Here is a 12,818-nt window from a genome sequence, read left to right on the forward strand (position 1 = left end):
TGCGGTGTCCTCGCCGCTGTGAGTTTGCTGCAGGGCCCTTGCCCGCCCACCATCGCGGGACACGCCGTGAATCCGTCCATGGAGGCTCTTACGCGGCATCCCTGCCGCGTAAGGTCCCGCGATGGTGGGCGGGCAAGGACCGGGCGAGATGGGTGGTGTGCCTGTGCAAGCAATGCACCTCGCGCGGCCGTTCGATGCGTTGCGGTTTGATCGGCGTCTTCCGATCCGGCATTTGAATCAAGCTGGCGCGGATCCAGAAAAAACGCGCCGTCGCCGGCGGTCTTCAAGCTTACGCCGCGTCGGCGTACCAGGCGGCGGTGAGGATGGGTTCGCCGACGGCGTTGGCGGTCAAGGCGTCCAATCCATGGTCCGGCAGTCCGGCATGGCGTTGACGCGCCTTGTGCAGGATCTCGCGCGCCAGCACCGCCATCTGCGCGACGTTGCGGTGGATGCGCGCGGCAAAGGCATCGTCGTCGAGGGTGTCGTGCAAGGCGCCGTTGAGTTCGTTGAACCAGCCGATCAGGTATTGATCGAGCAGGCGCCCATCGTCGCTGGCCAGGCCTTGTGCAGTGTTGTGTTGGCCCCAGTCGTGCAGCACGCGTTGCATCGCCAGATTCATGTCGCGCGCGTAGAAAAAATCCGCCTTCATGCGCGAGAGCAGGCTGAGGTCGGCGATCCGTCCGCTGCAGAACAGCGGCGCCAGCAGCGACCAATAGTAGGTGTAATCCCAGATCACCTTGACCGGCATCACCTGCGCATCGCCGAACAGGGCGTACTGATCCTGATACAGGGTCAGGGTGTTTTCGTAGAACGAGAAATACAGCTGCTGATACAGCTCGACATACGGGCTGAGCGCTCTGCCGGCGCGGTCGCGGCCGATCAGTTCGCAGATGTAGGTATTGGAAATTGCGATGAAGTCGCTGCCGGGCGAATAGAACGGGTCCAGGAACAACCCCGCTTCGCCGGTCAGCGCCCAGCGCTGCGGCGAGAACACCTGCGTGCAGCCATAGGAGAAGTTGCGCAGGAACAGGAAGTCCTGCAGCCGGTAGTCGGCCTTGTCGAGCGTGGCGGCGACCTGCGGCTGATGCGTGCGCAGCCAGGTCATCGCCTTGTCGTGGGTGTTCATCGTGTCCAGCGGATGCATGGCCGCATCGCAGACGATGCCCAGCGAATGCGCGCCGGAGGAGAGCGGAATCAACCAGAACCAGTAGCCCGGCCCGCACATGTGGTTGGTCGAGCGCCAGCGATCCGGCGGAGTGCAGCGCTGCAGCCAGCTGCTGTCCTGCGACCAGCCATTGGGGTCGATCAGGCCTTCCACGCGCCACCACACTGCATTGGCGTCGTGCGCGTTGTCCTGCGCCAGGCCGAGCTTGCGCTTGAGCAGGCCGGCGCGGCCGCTGGCATCCACCACCCAGCGTGCGCGCAGCGTGCCGGCCTCGCCGGCGCGCTCGTAGCGCACGGCGTGGTCGGCATCGTCATCGGCCAAGTCCACGCCCTTGACGCTGCAGCCGTCGACAAACGTGATGCCCTGCGCGCGGGCGCGCTCGCCGAGAAAATTCTCGAAGCGGCCGCGGTCGATCTGCCACGACGGCGTCGGCAGGATCTGGCTGACGCCCAGCTCGGTGCAGCGGTCGATGTCCTGGCGCCTGTCGGAAAAGAAGAAGCGGAAACCGAACTTGCGGATCTGCTCGGTCTCCAGGTGCTCGCGCAGGCCCAGCACGTCGGCAAAATAATGCGCGCCGATTTCCACCGTGGATTCGCCGACCTTGAACGCGGCCTCGCGCACCGGATGCGCACGGCGCTCCAGCACGGTGATCGCCAGTTCGGGGTCGCGCTGGCGCAGCTGCAGCGCCAGGCTCAGGCCGGCCAGGCCACCACCGGTGATAACGACATCGGCACGCTGTGCATTCATGGGGATGGCTTGTTCGTGGTGACCGCGGGCACAGTAGCAAATTCGCCGTCGGCGTCGTCGATCAGCACCGGGTTGGCGCGCACGCGGCGGTATTCGCGCCAGATATGCCCATAGCTCCAGGCCTGCACGACCACGTGCGAGGTGATCTCCCACAGGTCGCGCACCAGCCGGAAATGGCTCTTGCGGAAGGTGCCCGGCGAGGTGCCGGCGTAGCGGGTTTCGATCGGCACCGCGACCACGCGCGCGCCGGCCTGGCGTGCGGCGGAAATCAGCAGCTGCGCTTCGAACACGAAGCCTTCGCCGGGCACGTCGGGCAGGGTGAACACCGAGGCCGGATACAGGCGCTGGCCGCTCTGGCTGTCGACCAGCTGGAAGCCGCAGGCCCAGGCGATGCCCCAGTCGCCGAAATCGTTGCCGATGCGGCGGATGGTGGGCTGGGTGGCGCGCTTGCGCATGCGTGCGCCGACGATGACACAGCCGGGGTGGCGGTTGGCCGCGGCCAACAGACGCGGGAAATCGGCCGCCTTGTGCTGGCCGTCGCCGTCCATGGTCATCACGGCGCGCATGCCCATCCGCTGCGCCTGCGCAAACCCGCTGCGCAACGCGGCGCCCTTGCCCTTGCGCTGCGGATGCCGGATCAGGGTGATCGGCAGGTCGGCGATGCAGTCGGCGGTGCCGTCATCGGAGCCGTCGTCGATCACGATCACGTTCGAGCAATAGGTCAGCGCATCGTTGACCACTTCGCGGATGCGCAGCGACTCGTTCAGGGCCGGCACCAGGATCGCGGTGTCCTCGCGGGTCAGCGGCTGCCGGCTCACTGCTGCACCTCCAGCTGCAGCACCCGGCCCGGGCCGGCGTACAGCGCCACGCGCTCGCCGCCAGCGGCGAGCAGGTCGAACAACGGCAGCATCGGCGCCATCGCATTGCCGGCGACCTGCCGCGACAACGGGCCCTCGCCCGGTGTTGGCGTGCCGTCGTCCAGCCACGCCCGCAGCTGCGGCTTGCCGGCCTGGCCGGGGGCGCCCAGCACCAGCGCGCCGCCGAGCAGCCCCTGGCTGGGTGCGACCCGGCCCAGCGGCCCGACCGAGCGGGCGTCGTAGCCGGCCAGCAGCACCGCGTCCATGCCGGCGGCGCGTTGGACCAACGCCTCCAGCAGGCCCTGCGCGAAGCTGCCCAGGCTGGCGCTGATCGCCGTGGCCGGGGTCATCGCCCCGGCGCCGATGGTCCAGTAGCCGGCCGCGGCGTTATGCACCGAGTTGTGGAACTTGGTCGGCGAGATCGCCAACGGGTCGCTGGCCAGCGTGGTGCACATGTAGTCGGAGATGGCCAGATCGCCATAGGTGGAGGTAAAGATCGACGGCAGGCTGGCCGGCGCGCGGCCGGCGGCGTGACAGGCGGCCAGCGCCGCTTCCAGCGAGACCGCCACCGTGTCCGGTGCGCGGCGGCGTTCGTTGGCGGCCAGCAGCTGCGGCGCCGGGCGTGCCCCGGTGTCCTGCAGCGTGCCGTCACGGACGAACGCCGCAGCAGCCTCCCAGCTCGGCAGGCCCTGGGTCCAGAAGCCGATTCCCTCGATGGTGGCAGCCAGCATCAGCGGGCCCGCCCGAACAGCAGCGAACAGTTGTTGCCGCCAAAGCCGAAGGAGTTGTTCATGGCGTAATCGATCTTGGAATGGGCATTGTCGAAACGGATCTGCGGGCCGCAGGCCGGGTCGGGCACGGCGCTATTGAGCGTGCCCGGCAGCACGCCGTCGCGCAGCGCCAGCAGCGCGATCACCGATTCGACGATGCCGGCCGCGCCCAGGGTGTGGCCGGTCCAGGCCTTGGTCGAACTGGCGTGCAGGGTGGCGGGGAAGATCGCCGCCACCGCGGCCGCCTCCACGCTGTCGTTGGCCGGGGTGGCGGTGCCGTGCAGGTTCAGATAGCCCACCGCATCGGCGTCCAGGCCGGCGCGATCGAGCGCATCGCGCATCGCCAGCTGCGCGCCCAGGCCCTGCGGATGCGGGGCAGACATATGGTGCGCATCGCTGGATTCGCCATAGCCGTACAGCCACAGGGTGGCGTGCGGTGCGGCAGCGGTGCGTTCGAGCAGGGCAAAGCCGCCGGCCTCGCCCAGGCTCAGGCCGACCCGGCGCGCATCGAACGGCTGGCACAGCTCCGGGGCCACCACCTGCAGCGAGTTGAAGCCGAACAGCACGCTGCCGCACAAGGTATCCACGCCGCCGACCAGGGCGGCATCCACCACCCCGGCATCGATCAGGCGCGCGGCCTGGGCGAACACCTTGGCGCTGGACGAACAGGCGGTGGCCACGGTCACGCTGGGGCCACGCAGGCCGGTGGCGTGCTGCACGAAGTCGCCCAGCGAGTGCGGGGTATGCACGATCGGGCGATCCAGATCGTCGGGGAAGCGTGCGCCGTCGGCGTCTTCGACCAGGCGCGTATAGGCCTCCTCGCTGGCCCCGATGCTGGAGGTGGAGGTGCCGATGATCACCGCCACGCGCTCGGCGCCGTAGCGCTGCGCGGCGGCCTGCACGGCCTCGGCCATGCCGTCCTGCTGCAGGGCCAGCCAGGCCAGGCGATTGTTGCGGCAGTCCCAGCCTTGCAGAGATTGCGGCAGGACGACGTCTTCCACGCCCTCCACGCGGCCGATCCAGCAGGGCAGCGGCTGGGGGCCGAAATCGTTGCGACGCATGCCGCTGCGGCGAGCGGTCAGGGCGGCAGCCTGGGCATCGAGCCCGGCGCCGAGCGCGGTGGTGGAGGTAAAGGCGGTGACGGCGACCGGGGCCATCTGGGACGGATGCTGCGCTTGGCTCACGGTGGTCTGCTGGCAAAAAGTGGGCTCAGTATATCGATGGCGGGTCTGCCTCCCGTCGATGGCGCAACTGAACGTGCCGGTCATGTCGCTGACGGGGCAGGACTTTTCGCGTGCTGCCGCGCTTTCGCCATCGGCGCAATTGGGACACAATCCTGCGACACACTTGCCGATCGAGCGCGACCACGCGCGCATGCACGCCTACGTCTATAAAAGCCAACGCAAGCAGGACACCTTCGTCTATCTCGCCACGCGCGACGACTTCTCCGGTCTTCCCGCCGCCGTGCACGCGCAGCTGGCGCCGTTCGCGTTCGTGCTGGAGGTGGCGTTGACGCCCGAGCGCCGCCTGGCGCAGGCCGACGTGGCCACGGTGCGCGACGCACTCGGCAAGCATGGCTTCTATCTGCAGCTGCCCAAGACGGTGGTGCTGGCGGGCGAGTGCGACTATGACTGAGGCCGCACGGGCCGCACGCGTGCGGGCCGCAGCGCTGGCCGGGGCGGCCGGCGTGGCGTTGTCGTTGCTGGGCGGCATCGGCGGCGGCGTTGCCGCGGTGGTGCTGTGGCTGGCGCAGCCGGCGTTCGCGCTGGCGGTGTCGTGGGCGCGCGGTACCCGCGCACTGCCCAGCCCGCCGCGCGCGGTTGCGCAGGCCCTGCCGCCGCTGCTGACGGTCTGGGGCGTGGGCCTGCTGGCGCTGGCCGCCCTGATCAGCTGGCCGCTGACCGCCCTGCGCGACAGCGGCAGCCTGGCTGCCGCGTTGGCCCTGAGTGTGGCGGTCAGCGCTGCGCTGCTCGGGCTGTGGCGGACCTGGCCGCTGTGGGGCGAGGTCGAGCGCGATGGCGGCGCCCTGGCCCCGCGCTGGCATGCGCTGGCGACGCAGGAGTTGCACGCCTGGCGCGGCCTGCTCGCCGCTGCCCTGGTGCTGGCGATGTGCACGCTGGTGGTGGCGCTGGCCTGGCCGGGCTGGCTGTCGAGCAGCTTGCGCTGGAGCCTGGCGATCGCCGCCAGCGTGCTGCTGCCGGCCGCCCATCTGCTGTTGCAGCGCACCGCCGCGCCGGGACGCAGCGACGCCCCGGCGGCCTTGCAGGCGGCCGATTTCTTTTCCGAAGCGGCGGCCGAGCCGCGTCCGCTGGAGCCGGTGGCCCAGCACCAACTGGTGCCCGAGCTGTTCGAGGCCGCGCGCAGCGGACGCGTGGACCGCGCGCTGCAGTTGCTCGATGCCGGCGCCGACCCGCAGGCGATGCCGCTGCCGGAGTGGCGCGACCAACGCAGCCTGCCCGCGCTGGCGGCGGTGCTGCCGGACCTGCGCCTGCTGCGCGAGCTGATCGTGCGCCGTGTCGACGTCAACCAGCCGCATCGCGGCATGACGCCGTTGCTGGCCGCCACGCGCGACAGCTGGCACGGTCGCCCGGACGCGGTGATGACGCTGCTGGCCAACGGCGCGGACCCGCGCGCCAGCGACAACGACGGCAATACGCCGCTGCATCACGCGGTGCGCAGTTCCGACCCGGGCGTGGCCGCGCTGCTGCGCGATGCCGCCGCCGAGCTCGACGCGCTCAACCACGATGGTCACTCGCCGCTGGCGATGGCCTGCCAGGTCGGCAACTGGCGGCTGGCCAAGTTCCTGCTGGAACGCGGCGCCCACTCCGAACCGGACGGCGGCGCGCCGGTGCTGCTGGCAGCGGCCGGCACCGAGGAAGACGACCCGGCCGGCGTGCAACTGCTGCTCAAGCACAAGGCGCGCGTGGATGCGCGCGATCGTCAACGCCGCAGTGCCCTGCACGAAGCCGCACTGGCCGGGCACGGCGACATCGTCGAGGCGCTGCTGGCGGCCGGCGCCAATCTGGAAGCGCGCGATCTGCTCGGCCGCACGCCGTGGCTGGATGCGGCGCGGCAGGCACGGAGCGGCGTGCTCGAACGCCTGGTCGCACGCAAGGCCGATGTGCTGGCCGTCGATGGCGAGGGCCGCAACGCGGTGATGCTGGCCTGCGCCGCCGACAACGTGTCGCCAGCCCTGATCCGGCGCCTGCTCGACCTGCAGGTGCCGGCCGACAGCGCTGATGCGCACGGCCGGCGCGCGGTGGATGTGGCCGCCGAAGCCGGGCGCTGGGCGATCGTGCAATTGCTCGACCCCGCCTATCCGTTGCCGGCGGCGGTCAGCGATGCGCACGGCGAGACCCCCGGCGTGGCGCTGCTGCCCGACCGCCCGCCCCTGGTGTTGTTGCGCGAAGGCCTGCAGTTCGGTCAACGCGACGGCCTGGTCGCGCTGGCCCGCCTGTGTGGCCCGGAAGAACTTGGCAGCCTGCTGCACGACGCGCATCTGGCCTTGAACGCCGATGCGGTGGACTGGCTGCTGCGCCATGGGGCCGATGCCGAAGTGCGCGATGCCTGCGGCGACGTGCCGATGTTTGCACTGCTCTCGCGGGGCGTGGAGGCGGTGCCGGCACTGCAGGCGCTGCTGCGCCATGGCGTCTCGCCCGCCGGTGCGGGCGGGCTGACACGGCTGCTCAGCGCCTGCGTGCAGCACGATGCGGCATCGCGCGGGCTGGAACAGTTCGCGCTGGAATTGCTCGAACGCGGCGCCGACCCGTTCGCCGCATCGGCGGCCGGCGATCCGCCGTTGTCGCTGGCGGTGCGGCTGGGCTGGCTGCGCCTGCAGCAGTGGTTGCTGGAACACGGCGTGGACCGCGAGGCGCGCGATAGCCACGGCATGACTGCGCTGCACCTGGCCACCGCGCTGGGCCGCGAGGCATCGCTGAAATTGCTGGTCAAGCAGGGCGCCTCGCCGGAAGCGCGCGCTGCCGACGGGCAGACCCCATTGGGCGTGGCGCTGTCGATCGGCCGCCGCGACCTGGCCGACTGGCTGGACTGGCGCATCTGGTCGCTGCCGCACCGCAGCCTGCGCGAGGCGGATGTGCCGGCGGCCGCGATGGTCGGCGACACCGATGCGGTGCGTCGCCTGATCGATCTCGGCCTGCCGGTCGACGCCGTCGATGCGCAGGGCTGCACCGCGCTGCTGCGTGCGGCCGGTGGCGGCCATCTCGGCGTGGTGGCGCATCTGCTCGGTCGCGGCGCCGATCCGCAACGCGCAGCCAATAGCGGCGCCACGCCGTTGTCGGCGGCGGTGAGCATGCGCCAGACCGAGATCGTGGCCGCGTTGCTGCAGGCCGGCGCGCAGATCGAGCACCGCCTGCCCGGCGGCGTCACCGTGCTGATGCTGGCCTGCGCGCTGGGCCTGCCGGATATCGTGGCGCGCCTGCTCACCGCGGCGGCCGACGTGCACGCCAACGACGACCAGGGCCTGGCGCCCCTGCATTGCGCCGCGCTGTACGGCTTCACCGCGCGCGACAAGAGCCGCCTGCTGGCCCTGCTGGATACCTTGCTGCTGGCCGGCGCCGACCCGGAGTATCTGGCCGGTGGCCGGGTCAGCCCCCTGCTGCTGTTGCTGGGCGCGCGCGCCGAACCGGGCACCGCCTGCGACGAGCAGGTGGTGCTGGCTGGCGTGGAACGCCTGCTCGACGAAGACGTCTCGCTGGACGTGGCCGATCAGCGCGGTTTCGGCCCGCTGCACCTGGCCGCCCTGCACGGTTTGCCGCTGCTGGTGCAGCGCCTGCTGCGGGCCGGCGCCGATGCCGACCGCCGCGACGCGCTCAACCGCACCCCGCGCGAGATCGCGATCATGCGCGGTTTCATCGATGTGGCCGGCCAGTTCGAGCCCGCCTTGCCGGGTGTGTCCTCGATGGCGCGCTTCCTGCGCGAAGGCCGCTGAGCCAGCGCGGCGGGGCACCGCTGCGGGTGCTGTTCGTGTGCAGTCGCAACCGGCTGCGCAGCCCCACCGCCGAGCGCGTGTTCGCCGACTGGCCGGGCGTGCAGACGCAATCGGCCGGGCTGGCCGCCGATGCGGACGTGCAGCTCACCCCGGAGCTGTTGCACGAGGCGCAGCTGGTGCTGGTGATGGAGCGTCGCCATCTGCAGCTGTTGCGCAAACGCTTTGCCGCGCATCTGCGCCATTGCCGGGTGGCCTGTCTGCAGATTCCCGACGACTACGCCTACATGGACCCGGCACTGATCCGTCGCCTGGAACACACGGTGCCACCATTGCTGCGTCTGCCGGCGTTCTCGTAACCTGATCCCGACACTGCGCGTGCAAGACTGGGCCCTCACTCGCACGAAGGAAGCGCCTCTACGATGAGCGTGCGTATCGAGGACCATGCCATGCTGGGCAATTGCCACAGCGCGGCCCTGGTCGACCACCGTGGCACCATCGACTGGCTGTGTCTGCCACGTTTCGATTCCGACGCGTTTTTCGCATCCCTGCTGGGCGATGAGCAGCACGGGCAATGGGCGTTGTCGCCGGCCGGCGACTTTCGCAGTGAACGTGCCTATGAAGACGACAGCCTGGTGTTGTGCACGCGCATGCACACCGACACCGGCACGGTGGAACTGGTCGACTTCATGGTCGCCAGCGAGGAAGGCGACGGCCACCAGCACCTGGTGCGGATCGTGCGTTGCGTGCAGGGCGAGGTGCCGATGCACATGCGCCTGACCTTCCGCTTCAACTACGGCCGCACCGTGCCCTGGGTGACGCGTATCGATGGCGGCATCCGCGCCATCGCCGGGCCCGACCAGCTCGCCCTGCGCTCGCCACAGGCGCTGCATGGCGAGGACATGGGCACCGAAGCCGACTTCACGCTGCGTCAGGGCCAGAGCACCTGGTTTCTGCTCAGCCATGGCCTGTCGCATCAGCCCACGCCGACGGCGATCGATCCGGAACAGGCGCTGCAACGCACGGCCGCGTTCTGGCATGGCTGGGCACGTCGCTGCACCGATGTCGGCCCCTGGACCGAGCAGGTGCGTCGCTCGCTGGTGGTGTTGAAAGGACTCAGCTATCTGCCCACCGGCGGCATCGTCGCTGCGCCGACGGCCTCGTTGCCCGAGCATCTGGGCGGCACCCGCAACTGGGATTACCGCTACTGCTGGCTGCGCGATTCGGTGTTCACGCTGATCGCCTTGCTGCAGGCCGGGTATCGCGACGAAGCAGAAGCCTTCCGCGATTGGGTACAGCGCGCCATCGCCGGGTCGCCGGACCAGTTGCAGGCGCTCTACGGCATCGCCGGCGAGCGCCGGCTGCAGGAATGGGAAGCGCACTGGCTGCCCGGCCATGAAAACTCCAGCCCGGTGCGTATCGGCAACGGGGCGGTGGATCAGTTCCAGCTCGACGTCTACGGCGAGTTGATCGGCGCGTTCCACTACGCGCGCGAAAAGGGCGTGGCACCGCTGTCCGACGCCGATGGCTCGTCGGCATCGTTGCTGGAAAAAGTGCTGGAGACGCTGGAAACGCTGTGGCGGCTGCCCGACGAAGGCATCTGGGAGATCCGCGACGAGCGCCGTCATTTCGTGCATTCCAAGGTGATGGCCTGGCTGGCCTTCGATTGCGGCGCGCGCGATGGCATCACCAATGCCGATGCGGCCAAGCGCGCACACTGGGGCCGTATCGCCGAGCAAATCCGCGCAGAAGTGCTGGAGAAGGGCGTGCACCCGGACGGGCATTTCGTGCAGAGCTATGGTTCCGACCGTCTGGACGCGTCGCTGTTGCTGATTCCGATCGTCGGGTTCCTGCCGGCCGAGGATCCGCGCATCGCCGCCACTGCCGATGCGATCGCACGCGACCTGACCATCGATGGATTGGTCGAACGCTATCGCGCCGACGACAGCGCCGACGGGCTGCCGGCCGGCGAGGGCACCTTTCTTGCCTGCAGCTTCTGGCTGGTGGAAAACTATGCATTGCTCGGGCGCACCGAGCAGGCACGCATGCTGCTCGAACGTCTGCTCGGGCTGTGCAACGACGTGGGCCTGCTTGCCGAAGAGTACGACCCGCGCAGCAAACGCATGCTTGGCAACTTCCCGCAAGGGTATTCCCACGTGGCTCTGGTCAATGCGGCATTGCGCCTGCACGGACGCATGGGCGAAAAGGAAACACATCCATGAACGAACAAGCCACAACCCCGCCGTGCATCATCGTGGTGTTCGGTGCACGCGGTGACCTGACCAAGCGCCTGGTGATGCCGGCGCTATACAACCTGCGCCGCTCCGGCGCGCTGGGCGAGCAGTTCGCCATCGTCGGCATGGATCATGGCGATATCAGCGAGCGCTCGTGGCGCACGATGATGGGCCAGTCGATGACCGAGCTGCTCAGCAGCCGCGATGCCGAATTCCAGACCGACGAGTTCGATACCGACACCTGGGAGTGGCTGCGCGAGCGCATGCATTATCTGCGCGGCGATTTCACCGACCTGGGCGCCTATCAAACCCTGGGTGGCGCGCTGGAGAAACTGCACAAGCGCTATGGCACCCAGGGCAATGTGCTGTTTTACCTGGCCACCGCCGCGCGCTTCTTCGAGCCGGTACTGCTCAACCTGGGCGAAGCCGGGCTGGTCAGGCAACGCGAGGGCGAGGGCTGGCGTCGGGTGATCGTGGAAAAACCCTTCGGCCACGATCTGCCCAGCGCCGTCGCGCTCAATGCCACCGTCGCCAAGGTGCTGCACGAGGATCAGGTGTTCCGCATCGACCACTTCCTCGGCAAGGAAACCGTGCAGAACATCCTGGCGTTCCGTTTCGCCAATGGCCTGTTCGAGCCGGTATGGAACCGCGACCGCATAGATCATGTGCAGATCACCGCCGCCGAAACCATCGGGGTGGAGGGGCGCGGACGCTTCTACGATCCCACCGGCTGCCTGCGCGACATGGTGCCCAATCACCTGTTCCAGTTGCTGGCGATGATTGCGATGGAGCCGCCGGCCGCGTTCACCACCGAGGCGATGCATCGCCGCCGCGCCGAAGTGATCGAAGCAGTGCGCCCGATCAAGCCCGAAGACGTGGTGCGCGGCCAGTACGCCTCCGGCGCGGTCAACCGCAGCGCCGTGCCGGGGTATCGCGAAGAAGACACGGTGCCGGACGATTCGGAAACCGAAACCTATGTGGCGATGAAGCTGCAGGTCGACACCTGGCGCTGGGCCGGCGTGCCGTTCTACCTGCGCACCGGCAAGCGCCTGCGTGAGCGCACCACCGAGATCGCGATCCGCTTCAAGCCGGCGCCGCTGGCGCCGTTCCGCAGCACCGAAGTGGGCGGCTACGGCCCCGACTGGCTGGTGCTGCATATCCAGCCCGACGAAGGCATCTCGCTGCAGTTCGACGTCAAGCGCCCCGGCGCGCAGGTCAGCCTGGCACCGGTGCGCATGGACTTCCGCTATCGCGACTGGTTCCCCAAGGAATACACGGTGGGCTACGAGCGCCTGCTGCAGGACTGCATGAACGGCGAGGCCGGCCTGTTCCAGGACGCGGCCATGGTGGAAGGGGCATGGCGCATCGTGCAGCCGATCCTGGATGCCTGGAAACAACCGCCCAGCGACTTCCCCAATTACGCCGCCGGCAGCGCCGGCCCCTCGGCCGCCGATGCCTTGCTGGCCATGAATGGTGGACACGCCTGGCGCGCGCTCACCCCGGGCCGCAAGCCACCGCCGCGCCGCGCACCGGACGCCCGTGGCAGCGCCACCACGCCGGTCAAGAAAGCCACCGGGAAGACGGCCAAGAAGGTTGCCAAGGCACCGGCCAGGAAGATCACCAAGGCGGCAGCCGAAAAGGTCACCAAGGCGCCAGCCAGCCGCGCATCTGCGGCTGCAGCAAGACCATTACAGGATGCGGCTACGTCGCCGGGCAGCGCGACCAAGAAAGCCGTGAGCAAACGCGCAACCGGCAAGGTCGCAAAGACCGCCGGCAAAACCGGGGCAGGCAAGCGCGCAGCGAAGAAGTCGACCAGCAAGACCGCGGCGCGCACGCCACGCCGCTGAGGGATGCGAGCGGCATACGGCCGCCGCAGCTCCACGTAGGAGCGTGCCCGCGCGCGACGGGCTTTATCGGTAACGCCCGGGTCGCGCGCAGGCACGCTCCTACGAACACGGCAGCGATTGTGGGTGGTTGGTGCAGGTTCGCCATCCGCATCGGCTTAGGACTTGGACGCGATCGAATGCTCGCGTGCAGGTCGTCTTCAAGCATCGACTGCGCAGCTAACGCTGACGAAAGATGCACCACATCCGCGTAGGA

9 protein-coding genes are annotated in these 12,818 nt (G+C 69.2%); 5 read left to right on the top strand and 4 right to left on the bottom strand.

The window, feature by feature from the left end; translation table 11 throughout:
* Positions 1-289: 289 nt before the first annotated feature.
* Genes EO170_RS04985 through EO170_RS05000 form a run of 4 tightly spaced genes read right to left on the bottom strand, consistent with a single transcriptional unit; the run spans position 290 to position 4,696 of the window.
* Positions 290-1,912: an NAD(P)/FAD-dependent oxidoreductase gene (locus EO170_RS04985; RefSeq protein ID WP_126942948.1), complete on the bottom strand. Its 1,623-nt coding sequence runs from the start codon at positions 1,910-1,912 to the stop codon at positions 290-292.
* Positions 1,909-2,730 carry a glycosyltransferase family 2 protein gene (locus EO170_RS04990; RefSeq protein ID WP_104585211.1) on the bottom strand — a complete coding sequence of 274 codons (822 nt, stop codon included), beginning with the start codon at positions 2,728-2,730 and terminating at the stop codon, positions 1,909-1,911. The genes EO170_RS04985 and EO170_RS04990 overlap by 4 nt, the downstream gene beginning before the upstream one ends.
* Entirely contained in the window at positions 2,727-3,500 is a 774-nt protein-coding gene (locus tag EO170_RS04995) for a beta-ketoacyl synthase chain length factor (protein ID WP_115678070.1), read from the bottom strand. Before EO170_RS04995 ends, EO170_RS04990 begins: the two co-directional genes overlap by 4 nt.
* Complete coding sequence (locus tag EO170_RS05000; protein ID WP_126943226.1) at positions 3,500-4,696, bottom strand: beta-ketoacyl-[acyl-carrier-protein] synthase family protein; 1,197 nt, start codon at positions 4,694-4,696, stop codon at positions 3,500-3,502. The genes EO170_RS04995 and EO170_RS05000 overlap by 1 nt, the downstream gene beginning before the upstream one ends.
* 217 nt (positions 4,697-4,913) lie before the next feature.
* Between EO170_RS05000 and EO170_RS05005 the strand changes: the two genes are divergently transcribed.
* The 5 genes from EO170_RS05005 to zwf all read left to right on the top strand — a co-directional run bounded on the left by EO170_RS05005 (position 4,914) and on the right by zwf (position 12,565).
* Positions 4,914-5,174 (top strand): YcgL domain-containing protein, encoded by a 261-nt coding sequence (locus EO170_RS05005; protein ID WP_104585241.1) that lies wholly within the window; start codon positions 4,914-4,916, stop codon positions 5,172-5,174.
* A complete protein-coding gene (locus tag EO170_RS05010; protein WP_126942950.1) occupies positions 5,167-8,487 on the top strand; it encodes an ankyrin repeat domain-containing protein in 3,321 nt (1,106 codons plus the stop codon). The genes EO170_RS05005 and EO170_RS05010 overlap by 8 nt, the downstream gene beginning before the upstream one ends.
* Before the next feature lie 26 nt (positions 8,488-8,513).
* Entirely contained in the window at positions 8,514-8,843 is a 330-nt protein-coding gene (locus EO170_RS05015; protein WP_104585219.1) for a phosphotyrosine protein phosphatase, read from the top strand.
* A gap of 63 nt (positions 8,844-8,906) precedes the next feature.
* A complete protein-coding gene (locus tag EO170_RS05020) occupies positions 8,907-10,706 on the top strand; it encodes a glycoside hydrolase family 15 protein (RefSeq protein ID WP_119129842.1) in 1,800 nt (599 codons plus the stop codon).
* Entirely contained in the window at positions 10,703-12,565 is a 1,863-nt protein-coding gene (zwf, locus tag EO170_RS05025) for a glucose-6-phosphate dehydrogenase (protein ID WP_164740910.1), read from the top strand. The genes EO170_RS05020 and zwf overlap by 4 nt, the downstream gene beginning before the upstream one ends.
* The last annotated feature ends 253 nt before the right edge of the window (positions 12,566-12,818 follow it).

It is taken from the genome of Xanthomonas sp. BRIP62409 (assembly GCF_003992965.1).
Lineage (GTDB): Bacteria > Pseudomonadota > Gammaproteobacteria > Xanthomonadales > Xanthomonadaceae > Xanthomonas > Xanthomonas euroxanthea.